Source organism: Curtobacterium phoenicis (assembly GCF_047238015.1).
Classification (GTDB): domain Bacteria; phylum Actinomycetota; class Actinomycetes; order Actinomycetales; family Microbacteriaceae; genus Curtobacterium.
Map to the genome: position 1 here is coordinate 2,428,005 of NZ_JBDFLZ010000002.1, position 22,007 is coordinate 2,450,011.

Here is a 22,007-nt window from a genome sequence, read left to right on the forward strand (position 1 = left end):
GCTCAGCGCTCCCCGGCCTTGGAGGCCTCGAGGTCCGCGAGGAAGCGGTCCACGACGGCGTTCGACTTCGCGTCGTCCTTGAGGGACTCCCCGATCACACCGGACGCGAGGTCCAGCGCGAGCGAGCCGACCTCGGTGCGGAGCGACTGGAGCGCGCTCTGACGCTCGGCCTCGATCTGCGCCTGGGCGTTCGCGGTGATGCGGGCGGCATCGGCAGCGGCCTGCTCACGGACCTCGTTGCCGATCGCGGTCGCGTCGGCACGGGCCTGCTCACGGATGCGCGATGCCTCGGCACGCGCCTCCGCCAGCTGCTTGTTGTACTCGTCGAGCGCAGCGGCGGCCTGCTCCTGAGCGGCCTCCGCCTTCTTGATGCCACCTTCGATGGCCTCGGTGCGCTCGTCGAGCATCTTCGTGATCCGCGGGATGATGACCCGCCAGAAGACCAGGAGGATGATGACGAACGCAACCAGCGACCACACGATGTCGTACAGCGGCGGGAACAGCGGGTTGGGGTTCGCCTCCTCCGCTGCGAGGATCAGTGCGTTCTGCATCGAGAGGCCTTAGTTGGTGAAGATGAAGTACGTGGCGATGCCGATGAAGGCGAGCGCCTCGGTGAAGGCGATACCGATGTACATGAGGGTCGTCAGGCGGCCCTGGAGCTCCGGCTGGCGAGCGACGGACTCGATCGTCTTGCCGACGACGATGCCCACGCCGATGGCCGGGCCGATCGCCGCGAGGCCGTAGCCAACCGTCGCGATGTTGCCGTTGATTGCCGCGAGAACGGTCGTTGCGTCCACGTGTTTTCCTTTCAGGTGCGGCCCGACGGATGCCGTGCCGTATGGGGGTCAGTGCAGGTCAGTGCTCGTCAGCCAGCGCGAGCTGGATGTACACAGCGGTCAGCAGCATGAAGACGTACGCCTGCAGCAGCGCGACCAGGATCTCGAAGAAGCTGAACGCGATGCCGAACGCGAGCGTCCCGACGCCGAAGAGCTTGAAGGCGCCTTCGGTGTCGAAGAAGAAGAACTGCGTCGCCGCGAAGAACAGCACGAGGAGCAGGTGCCCGACGACCATGTTCATGAGGAGTCGGAGCGTCAGCGTCACCGGACGGAGCACGAAGGTCGAGACGAGCTCGATCGGCGTCACGATGAAGTAGAGGTACCACGGAACGCCCGGCGGGAAGAGCGAGTTCCGGAGAAAGGCACCCGGGTGCTTCTTCAGACCCGCGTAGATGAACGCCACGTAGGCGACGATCGCGAGGATCATCGGGTACGCGATGCGGCTGGTGCCCTGCAGGTTGAACCCGGGGATCAGACCCGTGAGGTTCAGGAACAGCACGGAGAAGAAGATGGTGGCGAGGAGCGGCAGGAACCGCTTGCCGTCCTTCTCGCCGAGGTTGTCGAACGTGTTGCGCCGGACGACGTCGAACGCGTACTCGATCAGCGCCTGGCCACGACCGGGGACGAGCTTCAGCGAGCGGGTCCCGACGATGCCGATGATCAGCAGCACGGCGACGGCGATGAACCGGATGATGACGAGGCGGTCGATCTCGAACGGCGTCCCGGCGAAGAAGATCGCGTCAGGGAAGAACTCGTTGATCGACGGACCGTGGAACTCGGCGGCCTGGCTGCTCCCCGCCGCGACGGGGTTGACCGCAGCGGTGAGGGACAGGGGAAGAGCGTGGGATAGCAGCGCTGTCTCCTGTGTCGGCGCGCGCACACACGGCACGCGATGGTGGACTTTGTGGAGGCTCGTCCGCTCCGAGCGAGGCTCCGGACGCGGACTTCGAGAAGCCTATCAGGTGCGAGAGGCTTCCCGGGCTCTCAGTCGCGGGTGTCGTTCTTCTCAGGGTCCGAGGAGGAACCGGGCAGCGGGACGTCGATCGGCACCCGGGCGGTGGCCACCGCGACGACATCGATCACCAGGGATCCGACGACGCCGACGATGATGACGATCGCGAGGGTCGGGAAGTCGACCCAGTCCCGCCCGCGGAGCAGGAACAGCGCGACGAGGAACAGCACGAACTTCAACAGCCAGGTGCCCATCACGATCCCGAAGAACGCCCCCGAGATCATCTGGCCCTTCGAGGCCCGGAGCGCCACCAGCACGGAGAGCGCGGTGAGCCCGAGGAACACGACGCTCAGCACCGCGCCGAGCAGTCCGCCCGCGAGACCGGGCGTCCCGGCCAGAAGGAGCCCGACGACTCCCCCGACGACGGCGAGGGCGACCGCGAGGAGGCCCGCCCAGACGAGGATGCGGCGGAACACCGGCCGGACGTGGTCGAGCGCGTTCGGTGCGGTCACGTGATGTCTCCAGGGATCGTGCGGTCGTTGGCGGCCCGGTCGAGCGGGTCGTGGCTGGCGTCCACCACGGCGGCGGACCGGTTCGCGGTCTGGGCGGCGATCTCGGTGCGCTTCCGACCGAGCGGGGCGAAGGTGGCGACGGCGCACACCGTGAACCCGACCGAGACGAACGCCACGACCCAGTACCAGTCGACGAAGAGGAAGAGCAGGCACCCGAACGCCACCGTGGCGGTCCACGCATAGAAGATCAGCACGGCGTGGAAGTGCGAGTGCCCCATGTCGAGCAGGCGGTGGTGCAGGTGCTTCCGGTCGGCCGAGAACGGCGACTTCCCGGCGCTGAGACGCCGGGTCACCGCGAGCCCGAAGTCGAGGATCGGCACGATGAGGATCGCGAACGGCAACAGGATCGGGATGAACGCCGGCAGCAGCGCCTGTCGGGTCTGCACGGCCGCAGGGTCGATGTTGCCCGTGACGCTCACCGCACTCGTGGCCATGAGGAAGCCGACGAGCAACGCGCCGGCGTCCCCCATGAACAGCTTCGCCGGGTGCCAGTTGAGGATGAGGAACCCGAAGCACGCCCCGACGAGGACCGCGGTCAACAGCGACGGCAGGTTGAAGAAGAACTCCGTCTGCTGCACCACGCGGTTGATGAAGAACGTGTAGAGGAAGAACACCCCGCCGGCGATGATCGCCACTCCGGCGACGAGCCCGTCGAGCCCGTCGATGAAGTTCACCGCGTTCATCACGAGCACCACCGCGAGCACCGTGAAGATCAGGCTCATGTAGGACGAGCCCACGCCGAGCGTGTTGCCGATCGGCAGCGAGACGATCGCCACGCCCTGCCACGCCAGGATGCCGGCGGCGATGATCTGCCCGGCGAGCTTCGTCATCCAGTCGAGGTCCCAGATGTCGTCCGCGACACCGAGGACCACGATGATCGTCGCCCCGCCGAGTACGGCGAGCACCCGACCCGGTTCGGAGAACACGAGCCGGAAGTAGTCGGTCCCGGCGATCGAGGGGAACAGGAACCAGGCCGCGAGCATCGCCACGATGACCCCGAGGTACATCGCGATGCCGCCGAGCCGTGGCGTTGGTGTGCGGTGCACGTCGCGCTCGCGGACCTTCGGGTACCACCGGAACCGGACGCCGAGCTTCCACACCAGCCAGCTGATGCAGAAGCTCACGACCGCGGCGATGGCCCCCGCGAGCAGGTAGTACTTCACGCGATCAGGTCGGCTCCGACGACCCGGGCGATCTCGTCGTCGGGGGTCACCCCGTGCCGCACGATCGTCAGCTTGTCGCCGGTGGAGAGACCGGTCGCATCGACGATCGTCGAGCCGGTCGACACCGCGAACCCGTCGTGGGCCGCGATCGGACCGCCGTCGAGGTAGACGGACACGCTGTCGCCGAGCATGCGCTCCGCGGCGTCGACGTCCATCGCGGCCGGGTCGCCCGTGCTGTTCGCCGAGGAGACCGCGAGCGGCCCGACCTCCTGCAGCAACTCGAGCGCGATCCGGGAGTCCGGCATCCGCAGCGCGACGGTGCCCCGGGTCTCGCCGAGGTCCCAGTCGAGCGACGGCTGCGCGCGGAGGATGACCGTGAGCCCGCCTGGCCAGAACTCGGCCACGAGGTCACGGACCTGCTGCGGGACCTCGCTCGCGAGTGCGTCGAGGGTCGGCGGCCCGGGGATGAGCACGGGCGGCGGGGACTGCCGGGTCCGGCCCTTCGCGTCGAGGAGCCGCTGCACGGCGGCCGCGCTGAAGGCGTCCGCGGCGAGGCCGTAGACGGTGTCGGTGGGGACGACGACGAGCTCTCCGCGTCCGAGTGCGGCACGTGCGAGCCGCATCCCGGTGAGGAGGCCGTCGTTGTCGGTGCAGTCGTATCGGGAGGCCATGACTCGCACGATGATAGTGCGACACAATGGAGGACATCGTGAACGAGACCACCGCGCCCCCGCTCCTGTTCCTCTTCGACATGGACGAGGTCCTCGTGCACTACGACTGGCGCGTGCGGATGGAGGCACTCGCCGAGTTCACCGGCCACGACTTCGCCGAGCTGCGTCGCCGCTGGTGGGACTGCGGGAACGAGGCGCGGGCCGAGGCCGGCCACTGGCCCGACGGGGACGCCTACCTCGCCGCGTTCGAAGACGCGATGGGCTGCGACGTCCCGGAGTCCGAGTGGGCGCGCTTCCGCGGCGCCGCGATGACGGAGCTGCCCGAGCGGGTCGAGGCGGTGCGGATCGCAGCCGGGCACGGGCGCGTCGGCCTGCTGACGAACAACGGCCCGCTCGCCGGTCGGTGGATCGCGCGATGGGTGCCCTCGCTCGCGGCGGTGTTCGGCGACCACCTCGACACGACGAGCAACTTCGGCGCGCGCAAGCCCGAACCAGAGGTCTTCCGTCGGGCGCTCGAGCACCACGGCGTCCCGGCCGAGCGCACCTTCTTCGCCGACGACATGCCGGTCAACGTCGAGGGCGCCAGGAGCGTCGGCATCCACGCGGTCCTCGTCGAGGAGCACACCGACCTCCGCGACGCGGTCCGTGCCTTCGTCGCCGAGCAGGAGCAGGAGCGGCTCGCCTCCCCCGTCGCCTGACGGACGCGCTGCGTCGGACCCGGCCGGGAGGCAGGGCTCACGTCCGTCCCGCGGGTCGCCTCAGCGGGTGGCCGTCGTGGTGCGGTCGCGACCGGTGAGGTCGACGTGCGTCTCCGGGCTGCGGAACCCCCGCGCGGCGAGGACCGCGCGGACGCCGGCGCCCTGCTGCTCGGCGTGCTCGATCACGAGGAGCCCACCAGGCACGAGCAGGCGCCAGGCGGTCTCGGTGAGGGCACGCACGGCGTCGAGGCCGTCCGGTCCCCCGTACAGTGCGAGCGACGGGTCGTGGTCCCGGACCTCCGGGTCGACCGGCACCATGTCGTCGGGGACGTACGGCGGGTTGGACACGACCACGGACACGGTGCCGTCGAGCTCGGGCAGCGCGTCGGCGAGGTCGCCCTCGACGAGCCGAACGGTCCCACCGTGGGCGGCCACGTTGCTGCGGGTCCACGGGAGGGCCTCGGGCGAGCGCTCGACGGCGTACACGACCGCGTTCGGCACCTCGGTGTCCATCGCGATCGCGATCGCCCCGCTGCCGGAGCCCAGGTCGACGGCCACGGGCGAGGGCAGTGCGGTGGCCCGGAGTGCGTCGATGCCGAACTGGACGACGCCCTCGGTCTCGGGCCGCGGGACGAAGACGCCCGGTCCCACGGCGAGCGTCAGGGCACGGAAGTACGCCACCCCGGTGATGTGCTGGAGCGGCTCACGGGTGGCCCTGCGGGCCACGGCGTGCCGGAAGCGATCGACGTGCTCCGTCGCGATCGCTCCCCCGGTCAGGGCGCGGGCCTGGACGGCTCCGCGGGAGGTGTCGGTCGCCCAGGCGAGGAGGAGCTCGGCGTCCACCTGCGGGGTCGGGACGCCGGCGGCGCGGAGCGCCGCGGCCGCCTCGGCGAGGAGGCGGTCCGCGGCGAACGTGACGGGCGCGTCGGAGGCGGGTCGCGCCTCCCGTCCGTCCGACGCGGTGTCGCTCACGCGTCCTGGTCGCCGATGGCGGCCAGACGAGCCTCTTCGTCCGCCTGGATGGCGGACTGGATGACGGGCTCGAGCGCGCCGTTCATCACCCGGTCGAGGTCGTACGCCTTGTACCCGGTGCGGTGGTCCGCGATGCGGTTCTCCGGGAAGTTGTACGTGCGGATGCGCTCGGAACGGTCCATGCCGCGGATCTGCGACTTGCGCGCGTCCGAGGCGATCGCGTCGAGCTCCTCCTGCTGCTTCGCGAGGATGCGCGCCCGGAGGACCCGCATGCCGGCCTCGCGGTTCTGCAGCTGCGACTTCTCGTTCTGCATCGCGACCGTGATGCCCGTGGGCAGGTGGGTGATGCGGACGGCGGAGTCGGTCGTGTTCACCGACTGACCGCCGGGACCGGAGGACCGGTACACGTCGATCTTGAGGTCGTTCTGGTTGATCTGGACCTCTTCGGGCTCGTCGACCTCGGGGAACACCAGGACGCCCGTCGTGGACGTGTGGATGCGCCCCTGTGACTCGGTCGCCGGCACGCGCTGCACGCGGTGCACGCCGCCCTCGTACTTCAGGTGCGCCCAGACGCCCTGGGACGGGTCGGTCGCGTTCGACTTGATCGCGACCTGCACGTCCTTGTAGCCGCCGAGGTCGGACTCGGTGCGCTCGAGGAGCTCGACCTTCCAACCCTTCGTCTCGGCGTAGTGCGAGTACATCCGCAGGAGGTCCGCCGCGAAGAGCGCCGATTCCTCGCCGCCCTCGCCGCCCTTGATCTCCATGATGACGTCACGGCCGTCGTCGGGGTCGCGCGGGATGAGCAGGCGACGCAGGCGCTCCTGACGCTCCTGCAGCTGCTCCTCGAGCGCGGGCACCTCGTCCGCGAAGGCCTCGTCCTCGCGGGCGAGTTCCCGGGCGGCGGCGAGGTCGTCCCCCGCCGCCTGCCAGGACTCGTACGCGGCCTTGATCTGGCTGAGCTCGGCGTACCGCCGGTTCACCTTCTTCGCACGGGCCGGATCGGCGTGGAGCGCGGGGTCCGACAGCTGCTGCGTCAGGTCCTCGTGTTCCGCCAGCAGCCCCGCTACCGACTCGAACACCGATTACTCCTGGTGGCCGTTGTGGTGCCCGCCGGTCGTGGGGACCGACTTCTGCACCTGGACCAGGAACTCGACGTTCGACTGCGTCTCCTTGAGGTTCCGCAGCACGATCTCGAGCGCCTGCTGCGGGTCGAGCCCGGCGAGGGCCCGGCGCAGGCGCCACGTGATCTTGACCTCGTCGGCGGAGAGCAGCTGCTCCTCGCGACGGGTGCCCGAGGCATTGACGTCGACGGCCGGGAAGATCCGCTTGTCCGCGAGGTGGCGGTTGAGGCGGAGCTCCATGTTGCCGGTGCCCTTGAACTCCTCGAAGATCACCTCGTCCATCTTGGAACCGGTCTCGACGAGCGCGGTCGCCAGGATGGTCAGCGAGCCGCCGTCCTCGATGTTGCGCGCCGCGCCGAAGAAGCGCTTCGGCGGGTACAGCGCGGCCGAGTCGACGCCGCCGGAGAGCACGCGACCGGAGGCCGGCGTCGCCAGGTTGTAGGCGCGGCCGAGGCGCGTGATCGAGTCGAGCAGCACGACGACGTCGTGACCGAGCTCCACGAGGCGCTTCGCACGCTCGATGGCGAGCTCGGCGACCGTGGTGTGGTCCTCGGCCGGACGGTCGAAGGTCGAGGCGATGACCTCGCCCTTCACCGAGCGCTGCATGTCGGTGACCTCTTCGGGCCGCTCGTCGACGAGGACGACCATGAGGTGCGCCTCGGGATTGTTCTTCGCGATCGCGTTGGCGATGGCCTGCAGCACGACGGTCTTGCCGGCCTTGGGCGGCGACACGATGAGGCCGCGCTGGCCCTTGCCGATCGGCGACACGAGGTCGATGATGCGTGTCGACAGCTTCTGCGGCTCGGTCTCGAGGCGCAGGCGCTCGTTGGGGTAGAGCGGCGTCAGGTCGGAGAAGTCCTTGCGGGCAGCGGCCTCGTCGGCGGTCTGGCCGTTGACGGTGTCGACCTTGACGAGGGCGTTGTACTTCTGCCGGCTCTGCTGCTCGCCGCCCTGGGGCTGCTTGATCGAGCCGACGATCGCGTCGCCCTTGCGGAGGTGGTACTTCTTCACCTGGCCGAGCGAGACGTAGACGTCGCTCGGGCCGGGCAGGTAGCCGGTCGTCCGCACGAAGGCGTAGTTGTCGAGGACGTCGAGGATGCCCGCGATGGGGATGAGGACGTCGTCCTCGGTGACCTCGGGCTCGAGGTCGTCCTGCTGGCCGCCGCGGCCGCGCTTGCGGTCACGCTGACGACGGCTGCGGCCCTCGCCCTCCTGTGCGTCCTGCTGCGGGCCGTGCTGGTTGTTCTGCTTCTGCTGGCCCTGCTTCTGCTGACCGTTCTGGTCGTCCTGCTTCTGCTGACCCTGCTTCTGCTGGCCGTTCTGCTGGCCCTGCTTCTGCTGACCGTTCTGGTCGTCCTGCTTCTGCTGACCCTGCTGGTCGTTGCCGCCCTGGCCGTTCGCGCCCTGGCCGTTCTGCTCGCCGTTCTCGGCGTTCTGGCCGCGGCCGCGACCGCGGCCACGGCTCCGGCGTCCGCGGCGCGAGCCGCCCTCGCCCTGCTGGTCGCCCTCGCCGGACTCGCCGCCGTGCTCGCCCGCCTGCGTGGCGGCGTCGCCCTCGCCCTGCTGGTCAGCCTGCTGCTGACCGCCCTGCTGGCCGTTCTGCTGCTGGCCGCGGCCACGGCGCTGGCCGGCCGCCTGCGCTGCCTCTTGGGCGTCCTTCTCCGCGCGGACCTGGTCGAGCCCGGCGAGGAGGTCCTCGGTGCCGGTGTGCCCGTGGTTCTGGTGCTCGGTGGCCGACGTCGGGGCGGCGTTCACGGTGCCCGCAGAGGAGGCACGGCGCGAGCGACGTGCACGGCCGCCGGTCGGCTGGTCGGTCGCCTCGGCGCCGGTGGCGGCGTCCGGGGTCGCGTCCTGCTGCTCGGCGGCGGGCGCCTGCGCCGCGGGCTGCTCGGGCGCCGACTGCTCGGGCGCCGACTGCTCGGTGGCGGTCTGCTCTGCCGCGGGCTCGGGCAGCGTCGGCTGCTCGGCGACCGGGGACTCGGCGGTGGGGGTCTCGCCCGTCGCCGGGCGCTTCTCCTCGATGGTGGCGATGAGGTCGCCCTTGCGCATCTTCGAGAGACCCGTGATGCCGAGGGAGGAAGCGATGCGCTGGAGCTCCGGGAGCCGGAGGGCGCGCAGGTCGCTGGGGATCTCCACCTGGGTGGAGTCGTTGACGTTCGTCAAGGTCGGTGTTTCCTTTCGAACCGCAGAACGCGGAGAGTTTCCACCGCCCCGGATGCACAGGGGTGCACTGACCGTCGTTCAGACGACGGACCGGGAAACGGTGATCAGAAAGAGAGTGCCCCCGCGCACCGGACCCTGCACCGGCGAGGATCGTTCCTGCTGCCTATGCGGGATCGGCTTGGAGCGCCGAGTGCGCTGCCACTGTAGCACCACCCAGGTCCACGGCCAGCATGAGCGGGCGCCAGTCGGATTCCGCGTGTCGTGAGACCAGGTCGGCGGCGGTCAGGCGCTGAGCCGGGTCACTGCCGAGGACGAGGAGGCTGGGGCCGGCCCCCGAGACCACCGCCGCGAGCCCGTGCTGCCGCAGGAGCCCGATGAGTGCGTCGGTCTCGGGCATGGCGCTCGCCCGGTAGGACTGGTGGAGGCGGTCCTCGGTCGCGGCCAGGAGCAGCTCGGGGCTCTGGATGAGGGCGGCGACCAGGAGCGCCGACCGGGACACGTTGAACGCGGCGTCCGCGTGCGGCACGCTCGCGGGCTGCAGGGACCGAGCGAGCTTCGTGGACAGGGTCGAGGTCGGCACGAAGACCACCGGCGAGACACCGCGGTGCACGAGGAGTCGCTTGTAGGCGGGGCCGTCCGCGGTCATCCACGCGATGGTCAGACCGCCGAAGAGCGCCGGAGCGACGTTGTCGGGGTGCCCCTCCATCTCGGTGGCGAGCGTCAGGAGCGTCGAGGCATCGAGGTCGACGACCCCGTCGAGGAGCCCCCTCGCCGCCATGAGCCCGGCGACGATCGCGGCCGCACTCGACCCGAGTCCGCGGCCGTGCGGGATCGCGTTGACCGCGTGCAGCTCCAGCCCCGGCTGCTCGGTGACCCCACCGGCGGCGAGTCCCCGACGGACGGCCTGCACGACGAGGTTCGTGTCGTCGGTGGCGACCTCACCCGCGCCGACGCCCTCGACCGTCACGGACGCGCCGGGTTCGGGTCGGACGCGGACCGTCACCTCGTCGTACAGCGAGAGCGCGAGCCCGAGCGAGTCGAAGCCCGGTCCGAGGTTCGCCGACGTGGCCGGCACCCGGACGCGCACCGCCCGTCCGGCCGGTACAGCGTGCTGGGCGGTCGTGCCCTCCCCCGGTCCGGACGAGCGGTGCGTGCTCACTCGGCGCCGACCAGTCCGAGCACGTCGGCGACGGACTTCGTGTCCACCGGCACGACCGTGGGCTGCACCTCGCCGCCGTCCTCGGTGCGGAGGGCCCACTGCGGGTCCTTGAGGCCGTGGCCGGTCACCGTGATGACGACCTTCGCGCCCTTGCCGACGACCCCGGCGTCCGCGCGCTCGAGCAGCCCGGCGACACCGATCGCGGAGGCGGGCTCCACGAACACGCCGACCTCGGCGGAGAGGATGTGGTGCGCCGCGAGGATCGCCTCGTCCGAGATCGCACCGAAGTAGCCGTCGGTCTCGTCACGCGCCTCGAGGGCGTACTGCCACGAGGCCGGGTTGCCGATGCGGATGGCGGACGCGATCGTCTCGGGCTTGGGGACGACCTCGCCACGGACGATCGGGGCGGAGCCGGCGGCCTGGAAGCCGAACATGCGCGGGAGCTTCGAGGAACGACCAGCGGCGACGTCCTCGCGGTAACCGCGGGAGTAGGCGGTGTAGTTGCCCGCGTTGCCGACGGGCAGGAAGTGGAAGTCCGGCGCGTCGCCCAGGACGTCGACGACCTCGAACGCGGCGGTCTTCTGGCCCTCGATGCGGTCGTTGTTCACCGAGTTGACGAGGTGCACCGGGTAGTTCGCCGCGAGGTCGCGCGCGATGTCGAGGCAGTCGTCGAAGTTGCCCTGCACCTGGAGCAGCTGGCCGTCGTGCGCGATCGCCTGGCTGAGCTTGCCCATCGCGATCTTGCCCTCGGGCACGAGCACCGCGGCGGTGATGCCCGCGTGCGTGGCGTAGGCGGCGGCGGACGCGCTCGTGTTGCCGGTCGAGGCGCAGATGACCGCCTTGGCGCCGTGCTCGACCGCTTTGGAGATCGCCATCGTCATGCCGCGGTCCTTGAACGAACCGGTCGGGTTCATGCCCTCGAACTTGACGTAGACGTCCGCCCCGGTGCGCTCGGAGAGACGTCGCGCCGGGATGAGCGGGGTGCCGCCCTCGCCGAGGGTGACGACGGGCGTCGCCTCGGTCACGTCGAGACGGTCGGCGTACTCGCGCAGGACTCCCTGCCACTGGTGGGCCATCAGGCTCCCCTTTGTATCGGTGTGCTGTTCGGGTGCGTGGGTGCGAGGTCGTGTCGCGGCTCAGGCGCCGGCGACCCGCAGCACGCTGGTGATCTCGGCGACGACGTCCTCGTTCCGGAGCGCCACCACGGTGTCGGCGAGGTCGGACTCGCGCGCAAGGTGGGTGCCGATGACGAGCGTCGCGGTCGCACCGGTGCGGTCGGCACCGGGAGCGTCCGTCTGCAGCGCGCTGGTCTGTTCGACCGTCTCCACGCTGACGCCGTGCTTGGCGAGCACGCCCGCGACCGTCGACAGGACACCCGGGGCGTCCGCGACGTGCAGCGTGATCTGGTAGCGGGTGCGCACGGTCCCGATCGGGAACACGGGCAGGTCCGCCTGGGTCGACTCGGCGACGCCGGGGCCGCCGATGACGTGTCGGCGCGCGGCGGACACGAGGTCGCCGAGGACGGCCGAGGCCGTCTCGACACCACCGGCGCCGGCACCGTAGAACATGAGGTCGCCAGCGGCCTCCGCCTCGACGAACACGGCGTTCTTCGCGCCGTGCACGCTCGCGAGCGGGTGCGACTCCGGCACGAGGGCCGGGTACACACGGGCGGAGACGCCCTCGCGGCCGTCCTCGTCGGTCAGGCGTTCGGCCGTCGCGAGGATCTTCACGACGTAGCCGGCCTTGCGCGCCGCGCGGACCTGGTCGATCGTGATCGCGGTGATGCCCTCGCGGTGCACGGCCGCGAGCGGCACCGAGGTGTGGAACGCGAGCGACGCCAGGATCGCGGCCTTCTGCGCGGCGTCGTAGCCCTCGACGTCGGCGGTCGGGTCGGCCTCGGCGTAGCCGAGCTCGGTCGCGGTGGCCAGCGCGTCCTCGAAGGTCGCGCCCTTGCGGTCCATCAGGTCGAGGATGAAGTTCGTCGTGCCGTTGACGATGCCCATGATGCGCACGATGCGGTCACCGGCGAGCGAGTCGTGCAGCGGGCGGATGATCGGGATCGCCCCGGCGACGGCGGCTTCGTAGTAGAGCTGCGCTCCGACCTGCTCGGCGGCCGCGAACAGCTCAGGACCGTGGGTCGCGAGGAGCGCCTTGTTGCCCGTGACGACGTCCGCTCCGGACTGCAGCGCCTGGAGCACGAGCGTCCGCGCGGGTTCGATGCCGCCGATGAGCTCGACGACGATGTCGGCGCCCAGGATCAGCGACTCGGCGTCGGTCGTGAAGAGGTCCTTCGGCAGGTCGACGTCCCGCTCCGCCTCGGTGTCGCGGACGGCGATGCCGACGAGCTCGAGCCCGGCGCCGGCGCGGGAGGCGAGTTCGTCGCCGTGTTCGAGGAGGAGCCGCGCCACCTGCGACCCGACCGAGCCGGCTCCGAGCAGGGCGACGCGGACGTTGCGGTATTCGATCATCTGGGGGTGGTTCCTGTCGTTCGGGCGGGTCACCGGCCGGGGCCGGGTGCGGGGACGACCCCGGTGTCACGGGCGAGCAGGTCGTCGATCGACTCGCCCCGGACGAGGATACGGGCTGCGCCGTCCGCCACGGCGACGACCGGCGGGCGACCGACGTGGTTGTAGTTGCTCGCGAGGCTCCAGCAGTAGGCACCGGTCGCGGCGACGGCGAGCAGGTCGCCCCGGTGCACGTCCCCCGGCAGGTACTCGTCGTTCACGACGACGTCCCCGCTCTCGCAGTGCTTGCCGACGACCCGGCTCAGCACCGCTGGCGCGTCCGAACTCCGGGCGAGGCGGGCGGTGTAGTCGGCGCCGTACAGCGCCGGGCGGGCGTTGTCGCTCATGCCGCCGTCGACGGACACGTACGTCCGGGTCGCGGCACGGGCGGACGGTGCGTCCGCGGCGACGGCGTCGTCCTCGGTCGCGAGCACCCGCTCGGTCGCGTCCTGCACGGGCGAGCCGCTGTCGACCGGTGCGGCAGCGCCTCCGTGCGCCGCCGCGTCGTCGAGCTCCAGCGTGACGGGCTTGATGGTGCCGACGGAGTAGAGCGTGATGCCGGCGGGACCGACGATGTACCGGCCGGGCTCCACCGCGATCTCGGGTACCGGGATCGCACGCTCCGCGCAGGCGTCGGCCACGATCGTCGCGAGGGCCTCCGCGACGTCCTCGGGCGCGAACGCCGAGTCGGCCTCGGTGTAGTCGATGCCCCAGCCCCCGCCGAGGTTGAGCTCAGGCACCGGCCCCGTGGCCACGAGCGCCGCGTGGACGTCCATGAGGCGGCGGGCGGCCTCGCGGAAACCGGACTCGTCGAAGATCTGGGAGCCGATGTGCGAGTGCAGCCCGACGAACGCGAGCGAGGGCTCCGCACGGACCGCGGCCGCAGCCTGCTCGGCCTCGGTGAGCGGGATGCCGAACTTCTGGTCCTCGCGGGCCGTGGCGAGGTACTCGTGCGTCGAGGCGTGCACACCGCTGTTGATCCGGATGCGGACGCGCTGCACGACACCGGCGTCGGCAGCGGCACGGGCGACGCGCTGCACCTCCTCGTGGCTGTCGAGGACGATCGTGCCGACCCCGACCTCGACGGCGCGGGCGATCTCGGCGTCGGACTTGTCGTTGCCGTGGAAGCCGAGCATCCCGGGGTCGACGCCGCCGGCCAGGGCGACCGCGAGCTCCCCGCCGGTGCAGACGTCGACGCGGAGGTCCGCCTCGGCCATCCACGCGGCGACCTGGGTCGTCAGGAACGCCTTGCCCGCGTAGTAGACGTGCGCCCGGGTACCGATGCGGCCGAACGCGTCCGAGAAGGCGGTCCGCACCCGCACGGCCCGTGACTGGACGTCGCGCTCGTCGAGCACGTACAGCGGCGTGCCGAACTGCCGGGCGAGGTCGGAGGCGGTGATGCCCCCCACGGCGAGCTCGCCGTCGTCCGTCCGGGTCGCGGAGGCGGGCCAGATGCGCGCCGTCAGCGCGGAGGCGTCGGTCGGGAACCGCAGCCGCGGCGGGGCAAGGGGGTTCTCGCTCACGGGACCCGATCCTACCGAGCCGCGCGGTGCCTCCTGTCCGGTGTTACGAGCAGGACCCCACCGACCGCAGCCCCTGCTCACTGAGCGGCAGGGAGTCCGCGGTGACGCGGACCGTCGCCTCGCGCGCCGTGACGTCGAGGTCGCGCACCGCGAGCTGGGACGGCAGGAAGCGTGCGGTGCAGACCTCGACCGGGACGTTCGTGACCCCGGGGATCGAGTCGACCTTCAACCCGAGCGACGAGTTGGTGATGCGGACGCTCTTCGGGGTGATCGTCACGCCCTTGCCGTCGTCCTGCGTGGCGACGTCACCGCGAGCGGCGTAGGTGATGTCGTAGCCGAGGACCGCCGTCGTGCCGGAGAGCTCGACCCCGCCGTCGACGAGCTTCAGGCGATCGAACAGCGGACTGTACTTCGCCAGGTCCTTGATGCTGCCCGAGGCGAGGGTCACGGTGCCGTCGAGGTCGCGCACGTCCCCCTTGCCGTCCACGGGGACGTCGTGCACGGTGACGTCGGCGGCGAGCGGGATGCCGTCGACCGTGATCTTCCGCGAGGAGATCTCGACCTGGTCGAGCGTGCCGCCGATGAGCTGCGGGATGACGATGCCGTCGGCGTGTGCCTCGACCTGGCCGGTCGTGCCCTCGGGGAGCGCCTGCTCGACCTGCTCGGCGATGATCCGGTCGACGACACCGCGGAGGACGAACTCGGCGACCACCACGAGGGCGGCGAGCACGACGAGCACGACGACGAGGACGATCGGCCAGCGGCGGCGCTTCGGGCGGGCGGCGGGGGCGGCGGTCATGCGTCCCACCCTGCCAGCACCCACCGTCAGCCTGCCTGGAGGCGCGGCGTGCGCCCGGTGGGTGTCCGCCGCGGGTGCGCTGGGTGCGCTTGGCGGCGCGGCGCGACGTCGCGCGGCGCCCGCGCGGCATCTGCGCGGCCGCGTCGAACCACGAAGGCGACATCGAACCGGGCGCGTGCCCTGGTTCGATGTCGCGTTCGTGGTGCAACACGCGCGACGGCGTGCAGCGCGCAGCGCGCCGCAGCGCTACATGCGCTCGGGCGCGCTCACCCCGAGGAGGCCGAGGCCGTTGCGGATGACCTGCCCGGTGGCGTCGTTCAGCCAGAGACGCGTGCGGTGGAGGTCCGTCACGGGCTCGTCCCCGAGCGGGGTCACCCGGCAGGAGTCGTACCAGCGGTGGTAGAGCCCCGCGAGCTGCTCGATGTAGCGCGCGATGCGGTGCGGCTCACGGAGTTCCGCGGCCTGCCGGACGACGCGCGGGTACTCGGCGAGGGCACCGACGAGGGTGCTCTCGGTCTCGTGCGTCAGGAGCGACGCGTCGAACGCGGACCGGTCGACCCCGGAGGCGGCGGCGTTCCGGGCCACCGACTGCGTGCGCGCGTGGGCGTACTGCACGTAGAAGACCGGGTTGTCGTTCGTCCGCTTCGTGAGCAGGTCGAGGTCGATGTCGATCGAGGTGTCGCTCGCGAACCGCACCAGGGCGTACCGGCCGGCGTCGACACCGACGGCGTCGACGAGGTCCTCCATCGTGACGATCGTGCCCGCGCGCTTGGACATGCGCATCGGCTCGCCGTCCTTGAGCAGGTTGACCATCTGCCCGATGAGGATCTCGAGGTTCTTGCCGGGCTCGTCACCGAACGCCGCACACATCGCCATCATCCGGCCGACGTAGCCGTGGTGGTCGGCGCCGAGCATGATGAGGTTCCGCTCGAACCCGCGCTCGCGCTTGTCCAGGTAGTACGCCAGGTCGCCCGCGATGTACGCCGGCTGCCCGTCGGACTTGATGACCACGCGGTCACGGTCGTCGCCGAAGTCGGTCGTGCGGAGCCAGAGCGCCCCCTCGGCCTCGTACATCTTGCCCAGGGACTGCAGCCGCTCGATGGCGCGCTCGACGGCCTTCGACTCGTGCAGCGAGTTCTCGTGGAAGTACACGTCGAAGTCGACGCCGAAGTCGTGCAGCGACGACTTGATGTCCGCGAACATGAACTCGACGCCCTCGCGCCGGAACAGCTCCTGCGCCTCGTCACGCGGCAGGTTCCGCACGTCGGTGCCGGCCGGCAGGGTCGCGATGACGCGCGCCGCGATCTCGCCGATGTACGCGCCGCCGTAGCCGTCCTCGGGCGTGGGCTCGCCGAGCGCCGATGCGACGAGGGACCGGGCGAACCGGTCGATCTGCGCCCCGTGGTCGTTGAAGTAGTACTCGCGGGTGACCAGACCGCCCTGCGCCTCGAACACGCGGGCGAGGCTGTCACCGACGGCGGCCCAGCGGACGCCGCCCATGTGGATCGGACCGGTGGGGTTGGCGGAGACGAACTCGAGGTCGATCTTCACGCCTTCGTAGAGGTCGCCACGACCGAACGCGGAGCCCTCGTCCACGATGGTGCGGGCGATCGCGCCGGCCGCGGCGGCGTCGAGGGTGATGTTGATGAAGCCGGGGCCGGCGACGTCGACCGAGGCCACGCCGTCGAGTTCGGTCAGCTCCCCCGCGATCTCGGTCGCGAGCTCGCGCGGGTTCGTCCCGAGGCGCTTCGCGAGCTGCATCGCCGCGTTCGACGCCCAGTCGCCGTGCGCCCGGTTCTTCGGCCGCTCGAGGGCCGCGTGGGACTCCTCGACCGTCACCGTGTCCGAGGCACCTCGTCGCTCCACGATCCCCGTCAGGATCGACAGGTACGCGGCGGAGAGTTCGGCTGGTGTCATAGCGGTCGATCCTACCGGCGTCCACGGACCTCCCCGGACGATGCACCATCATGGCCGGATGACCTCCCGCAGCCGCGTCCGGGCGATCAGCGCCGCCGTCCTCGCGACCACGTCCGTGGCCGTGCTCGCCGCGTGCTCCGATGGCGGTGGGGCGACCCCGACACCGTCCGCGACACCGATCGGGAAGCCCGTGTCGCAGACGTGCGCGCAGCTGCTCCCCCTCGAGTCGCTCGGGGTGTACGGCACGGCGTTCGAGGAGGTCGACTCGTACCGGCCCGCGAAGGGCACCCCGGCGGCGCGGATCGCGCAGCAGCGGGGGCGGGCCTGCCAGTTCCGTGAGGTCGACGACCACGCGGTCACCATCTCGTTCGCGGTCGCGGACCTGCCTGAGAAGTCGCTCACGAACCTCAAGGACGCGCTGTACCAGCGGGGCGGTTCGGTGCCGACCTACACGGTGGAGGGGTACTTCGACCTGTCGGACGACGGGATCGGACGGGCGGACGCGTTCGCGGACCCGTACTGGATCACGGCGTCCTCGACGCTCTTCACCGAGCCGGGCGGCGCGCAGCCCGTGGTGGACGCGATCCGCGGCGTCGTGAAGCCGACCACGGGGAATTAGCCGCGACCGCGCGTCGGCCTGGAGGCCCGTGGCGGCGCCGCCCCGCGCCTCCCGGCCGTCATGGGGTCACCCTGGAAAAGTGACGCACTCGCCGGAACCGGCCCTGGGGGAAGGTCGCGGGACGCGACATCGCGCGCTGCCGACCGAGCGCAGCGAGGACGACAGCTTGCGCGGGGATGTCACTGTGCCCCCAGGAGGATTCGAACCTCCGCCCCTGCCTCCGGAGGGCAGTGCTCTATCCCCTGAGCTATGGGGGCCCGGGGTGTCACCAACCGTAGCAGGTCTCGGGCACCCTTCCGGACCAGGGCATGTCGTGCCACCGCCCCTGGCGGCGTTTCCCGGCACGTCACGTCGACCCCCTAGGATCACGGCCCGGTCACCCAGCACGCGACCAGGGAGAGGACTCGATGACCACCGCCACCGGGAACCCGCAGCTCGAGCTCGCACGCGGCACCCACGCGCCCGCGCCGCGCACCCTGCTCGACGTCCTCACCGAGACCGCGACGGCGCACCCCGACGCCCTCGCGCTCGAGGACCCCGACGGCTCCATCGACCACCGGGGCCTGCTGGCAGCCGTGCACGCGCAGGCCCGCGACCTCGCCCGTCGCGGCGTGCGTCGCGGCGACCGGGTCGGGGTCCGCGTCCCCTCCGGCGGGCGCGACCTCTACGTGTCCATCCTCGCGGTGCTGGCAGCCGGCGCGGCGTACGTCCCGGTGGACGCCGACGACCCGGAGGAGCGGGCGACCCTCGTCTTCGGCGAGGCCGGCGTGGTGGGCGTGATCGAAGCGGGTGGGGTGCTCACGGACCGGGAGGGCAGACCACTGCCGGTGACCGACCCCACGGCGAGCGCCGAGCTCCCCCGCCCGGATGACGACGCGTGGATCATCTTCACCTCGGGGTCGACCGGGGTGCCGAAGGGTGTGGCGGTGACGCACCGGAGCGCTGCGGCGTTCGTGGACGCGGAGGCGCGGATGTTCCTGCGGGACGCGCCGATCGGTCCGGGCGACCGGGTCCTCGCCGGTCTGAGCGTGGCCTTCGATGCGTCGTGCGAGGAGATGTGGCTGGCGTGGGGGCACGGTGCGTGTCTCGTGCCGGCGCCGCGGTCGTTGGTGCGGACGGGGGTCGACCTCGGGCCGTGGTTGATCGCGCACGCGATCACGGTGGTGTCGACGGTGCCGACGCTCGCGGCGCTGTGGCCCGACGACGCGTTGGAGCAGGTGCGGCTGGTGATCTTCGGCGGCGAGGCCTGTCCCCCGGAGTTGGCGGCTCGGATCGCGTCGCGTGGGCGGGAGCTGTGGAACACGTACGGGCCGACCGAGGCGACCGTGGTGGCGTGTGGTGCGCTGATGGACGGGAGTGCTCCGGTGCGGATCGGCCTGCCGTTGGACGGGTGGGACCTCGCGGTGGTCGACGGCGAGGGGCAGCGGGTGGCTCCCGGTGGCGTCGGTGAGCTCGTCATCGGCGGGGTCGGGCTGGGGCGCTACCTGGATCCGGCGAAGGACGCGGAGAAGTACGCGCCGTTCCCGGAGCTCGGGTGGGAGCGGGCGTACCGGAGTGGTGACCTCGTGCGGTACGAGCCCGAGGGGCTGGTGTTCCAGGGGCGGGCGGACGACCAGGTGAAGCTCGGGGGTCGCCGGGTCGAGTTGGGTGAGGTCGACGCGGCGCTGCAGGCGTTGGACGACGTGGCGGGCGGTGCCGCGGTGGTGCAGCGGACGCCGGCGGGCAACCAGGTGCTCGTCGGGTACGTGGCGCCGGTGGCGGGGCGGACCGTGGACGTCACCGCGGCGAACGCACGGTTGCGGGCGGAGCTGCCGGCGGCGATGGTGCCGCTGGTGGCGGTCGTGGACTCCCTGCCGACGCGGACCTCGGGCAAGGTCGACCGTGCGGCGCTGCCGTGGCCGTTGCCGGGGGTCTCCGGCGTCGCGGACCTGCCGGAGACGGTCGCGTGGATCGCGGAGCGGTGGTCGGCGATCCTCGGGGTGCCGGTGTCGGGCGTGGACGACGACTTCTTCGCCCACGGCGGGGGTTCGTTGACGGCGGCGCAGCTGGTGTCGGCGATCCGGGAGCGGTTCCCGACGACCACCGTGGCGGACGTGTACGACCATCCCCGGATCGGTGCGCTGGCCGCGGCGCTCGACGCGTCCGGCGCGGCGGAGGCGTCGGAGCGGCCGGTGGCACCGGTGCCCCCGGCGACCGGGTTCGTGCTGACGGTGCTCGGGTTGCCGGTGCAGGTCCTCCGTGGTCTGCGGGTCCTGACCTGGACGGCGCTGGTGTCGACCGTGCTGCACGCGACGTCGCTGCCGTTCCTGCCGTCGGTCCCGTGGCCGTGGCTGGTCCTGGCGCTGCTGGTGTTCGTGACCCCGGTCGGGAAGATGGCGGTGACGGTGGTGCTCGCGCGGCTCCTGCTGCTCGGCGTGCGGGCGGGTGACCATCCCCGTGGTGGGTCCGTCCACGTGCGGGTGTGGCTGGCGGAGCGGATCGCGGAGGCGGTGGACGGTCCGTCCACGGCCGGTGCGCCGTGGATCAGCTACTACGCCCGTGCGCTCGGAGCGCGGATCGGGCGGGACGTGGACCTGCACGCGCTGCCCCCGGTGACGGGGATGCTGCGGGTGGGGGCGCGGGCGTCGGTCGAACCGGAGGTGGACCTGGCGGGCCACTGGGTCGACGGGGACGTCTTCCGCCTGGGGCCGGTTCGGGTGGACGCGGACGCCGTGGTGCGGAGCCGGTCGACGCTGCTGCCGGGCGCGCACGTGGGGGCCGGTGCGGAGGTCGAGCCCGGATCGGCGGTGGCGGGCCGGGTCCCGGACGGGGAGCGCTGGGCGGGTTCGCCGGCGGAGCGTGTCGGGTCGGCTCGGCACGACCGGGAGGCGCGACCCGCCTCCCGTCGCCGCTGGCTCGTCGCGTACGGGGCCGGCTCGGTCGCGGTGGCCGGGCTGCCCGTCGTCGGGGTCGCGGCCGGACTCGCGGTGACGGTGGTGCTGGTGGGTGCGGCGCCGACGCTCGGGGTCGCGGTGCTGCGCGGACTCGCCGCGGTGCCGCTCGCGACGCTCGTGGCCGGTCTCGTGTACGCGCTGCTGGTCGTCGCGTCCGTGCGGCTGCTCGGGCTGGGCCTGCACGAGGGTCGGCACCCGGTGCGGAGCCGGATCGGGTGGCAGGTGTGGACGACCGAGCGGGTGCTCGACGGCGCGCGGACGCTGCTGTTCCCGGTGTACGCCTCGCTCGTGACGCCGCTGTGGCTCCGGCTCCTCGGCGCCCGGGTGGGTCGGGACACCGAGATCTCGACGGTGCTGCTCATCCCGGCGCTGACGCAGATCGCGTCGGGGGCGTTCCTCGCGGACGACACGATGGTCGCGACGTACGAGCTGGGCGGCGGCCGGGTGACGATCGGTCGGTCGAAGGTGGGTCGTCGGGCGTTCCTCGGGAACTCCGGGATGACGGGGGCCGGTCGGTCGGTCCCCCGCGAGGCCCTGGTGGCCGTGTTGTCGGCGGTGCCGAAGAAGGCGAAGCGTGGCTCGTCGTGGCTCGGGACGCCCCCGGTGCGGCTGCGGCGGGCGACGACGACGTTCGACGAGGAGCGCACGTTCCGGCCACCGCGGAGGCTCAAGGTCGCACGGGGGTGCTGGGAGCTGCTGCGGCTCCTGGCGCCGATGGTGTCGGCGGCGATCGCGCTCGGGGTGGTCGGGTCGCTCCTGGGCCTGTGGTCCGAGATCGGGCTCGGCTGGACGGTCCTGCTCGCGGGCCCGGTGCTCGTCGTCGCCGGAGCGGTCGCGGCCGCGGTCTCGACGTCGGCGAAGTGGGCGTTCGTCGGTCGGATCGACGCGGGCGAGCATCCGCTGTGGTCCTCCTTCGTGTGGCGGAACGAGGTGCAGGACACCTTCGTCGAGACCGTCGCGCGGCCCTGGTTCGCCGAGCAGTGCACGGGGACCCCGGCACTCGCGGCATGGCTGCGGACCCTCGGCGCGCGGATCGGCCGCGGCACCTGGGTCGAGACGTACTGGCTGCCCGAGGCCGACCTCGTGGCGATCGGTGACGGCGCGACGGTGTCGCGCGGGACCGTCGTGCAGACGCACCTCTTCCACGACCGGGTGATGCAGCTCGACGCCGTCCGGCTCGAGGCGGGTGCGACGCTCGGGCCGCACAGCGTCGTCCTGCCGGCGGCGGGCCTCGGGGCGGGGTCGACGGTCGGGCCGGCGTCGCTCGTGATGCGCGGTGAGCAGGTGCCGGCCGGGTCGCTGTGGTCCGGGAACCCGATCGCGCCGTGGCTCGCGCCGCCGTGGGCGTCGGCCGCGGGGCGCGCTGCCGGGTCGGACGACGCCGTGGTCGTGCCAGACTGAGCGG

The 22,007-nt window shown here is 71.9% G+C and carries 18 protein-coding genes and 1 tRNA gene; 3 read left to right on the plus strand and 16 right to left on the minus strand.

Going from position 1 to position 22,007, the window contains the following annotated elements; all coding sequences use genetic code 11:
* Positions 1-2 precede the first annotated feature (2 nt).
* The 6 genes from ABC270_RS11660 to ABC270_RS11685 all read right to left on the minus strand — a co-directional run bounded on the left by ABC270_RS11660 (position 3) and on the right by ABC270_RS11685 (position 4,194).
* Positions 3-551: a F0F1 ATP synthase subunit B gene (locus ABC270_RS11660; protein WP_412880943.1), complete on the minus strand. Its 549-nt coding sequence runs from the start codon at positions 549-551 to the stop codon at positions 3-5.
* 9 nt (positions 552-560) lie between these two features.
* Positions 561-797: an ATP synthase F0 subunit C gene (atpE, locus tag ABC270_RS11665; protein WP_096899086.1), complete on the minus strand. Its 237-nt coding sequence runs from the start codon at positions 795-797 to the stop codon at positions 561-563.
* 58 nt (positions 798-855) lie between these two features.
* Positions 856-1,716 carry a F0F1 ATP synthase subunit A gene (gene atpB / locus ABC270_RS11670; protein ID WP_412880944.1) on the minus strand — a complete coding sequence of 287 codons (861 nt, stop codon included), beginning with the start codon at positions 1,714-1,716 and terminating at the stop codon, positions 856-858.
* Positions 1,717-1,820: 104 nt separating this feature from the next.
* Complete coding sequence (locus ABC270_RS11675) at positions 1,821-2,300, minus strand: Cg1360 family ATP-synthase-associated protein (RefSeq protein WP_412880945.1); 480 nt, start codon at positions 2,298-2,300, stop codon at positions 1,821-1,823.
* Positions 2,297-3,523, minus strand: coding sequence for an MraY family glycosyltransferase (locus tag ABC270_RS11680; RefSeq protein ID WP_412880946.1), 1,227 nt, complete (start codon positions 3,521-3,523; stop codon positions 2,297-2,299). The genes ABC270_RS11675 and ABC270_RS11680 overlap by 4 nt, the downstream gene beginning before the upstream one ends.
* Positions 3,520-4,194: an L-threonylcarbamoyladenylate synthase gene (locus tag ABC270_RS11685; RefSeq protein WP_412880947.1), complete on the minus strand. Its 675-nt coding sequence runs from the start codon at positions 4,192-4,194 to the stop codon at positions 3,520-3,522. The genes ABC270_RS11680 and ABC270_RS11685 overlap by 4 nt, the downstream gene beginning before the upstream one ends.
* A 38-nt stretch (positions 4,195-4,232) precedes the next feature.
* Between ABC270_RS11685 and ABC270_RS11690 the strand changes: the two genes are divergently transcribed.
* The gene (locus ABC270_RS11690; RefSeq protein ID WP_412880948.1) at positions 4,233-4,892 is read left to right on the plus strand and encodes an HAD-IA family hydrolase; all 660 of its coding nucleotides are present in this window, start codon (positions 4,233-4,235) and stop codon (positions 4,890-4,892) included.
* 60 nt (positions 4,893-4,952) lie between these two features.
* Here ABC270_RS11690 and prmC read toward each other — a convergent pair whose 3' ends face one another.
* The 9 genes from prmC to argS form a co-directional block, all read right to left on the minus strand.
* Positions 4,953-5,864 carry a peptide chain release factor N(5)-glutamine methyltransferase gene (gene prmC, locus ABC270_RS11695; protein ID WP_412880949.1) on the minus strand — a complete coding sequence of 304 codons (912 nt, stop codon included), beginning with the start codon at positions 5,862-5,864 and terminating at the stop codon, positions 4,953-4,955.
* Entirely contained in the window at positions 5,861-6,943 is a 1,083-nt protein-coding gene (gene prfA / locus ABC270_RS11700; protein ID WP_412880950.1) for a peptide chain release factor 1, read from the minus strand. Before prfA ends, prmC begins: the two co-directional genes overlap by 4 nt.
* Before the next feature lie 3 nt (positions 6,944-6,946).
* A complete protein-coding gene (gene rho / locus ABC270_RS11705; protein WP_412880951.1) occupies positions 6,947-9,148 on the minus strand; it encodes a transcription termination factor Rho in 2,202 nt (733 codons plus the stop codon).
* Between the two features lie 163 nt (positions 9,149-9,311).
* Entirely contained in the window at positions 9,312-10,235 is a 924-nt protein-coding gene (gene thrB, locus ABC270_RS11710; RefSeq protein WP_412882086.1) for a homoserine kinase, read from the minus strand.
* Positions 10,236-10,303: 68 nt separating this feature from the next.
* A complete protein-coding gene (gene thrC / locus ABC270_RS11715) occupies positions 10,304-11,383 on the minus strand; it encodes a threonine synthase (RefSeq protein WP_412880952.1) in 1,080 nt (359 codons plus the stop codon).
* 60 nt (positions 11,384-11,443) lie between these two features.
* Complete coding sequence (locus ABC270_RS11720; protein ID WP_058725330.1) at positions 11,444-12,775, minus strand: homoserine dehydrogenase; 1,332 nt, start codon at positions 12,773-12,775, stop codon at positions 11,444-11,446.
* Between the two features lie 29 nt (positions 12,776-12,804).
* On the minus strand, positions 12,805-14,334 hold the full coding sequence (locus ABC270_RS11725) for a diaminopimelate decarboxylase family protein (protein ID WP_412880953.1): 1,530 nt from the start codon (positions 14,332-14,334) through the stop codon (positions 12,805-12,807).
* A 43-nt stretch (positions 14,335-14,377) separates the two neighbouring features.
* Positions 14,378-15,133, minus strand: coding sequence for a hypothetical protein (locus ABC270_RS11730; RefSeq protein ID WP_412880954.1), 756 nt, complete (start codon positions 15,131-15,133; stop codon positions 14,378-14,380).
* A 246-nt stretch (positions 15,134-15,379) separates the two neighbouring features.
* Entirely contained in the window at positions 15,380-17,050 is a 1,671-nt protein-coding gene (gene argS / locus ABC270_RS11735) for an arginine--tRNA ligase (protein ID WP_412880955.1), read from the minus strand.
* Between the two features lie 58 nt (positions 17,051-17,108).
* On the opposite strand from argS, the gene ABC270_RS11740 reads away from it, so the two are divergent.
* Positions 17,109-17,669 carry a hypothetical protein gene (locus ABC270_RS11740; RefSeq protein WP_412880956.1) on the plus strand — a complete coding sequence of 187 codons (561 nt, stop codon included), beginning with the start codon at positions 17,109-17,111 and terminating at the stop codon, positions 17,667-17,669.
* A 185-nt stretch (positions 17,670-17,854) separates the two neighbouring features.
* On the opposite strand, the gene ABC270_RS11745 is transcribed toward ABC270_RS11740, so the two are convergent.
* Positions 17,855-17,926 (minus strand) — tRNA-Arg (locus tag ABC270_RS11745).
* A 150-nt stretch (positions 17,927-18,076) separates the two neighbouring features.
* On the opposite strand from ABC270_RS11745, the gene ABC270_RS11750 reads away from it, so the two are divergent.
* Positions 18,077-22,003 carry a Pls/PosA family non-ribosomal peptide synthetase gene (locus tag ABC270_RS11750; RefSeq protein WP_412880957.1) on the plus strand — a complete coding sequence of 1,309 codons (3,927 nt, stop codon included), beginning with the start codon at positions 18,077-18,079 and terminating at the stop codon, positions 22,001-22,003.
* Positions 22,004-22,007 lie beyond the last annotated feature (4 nt).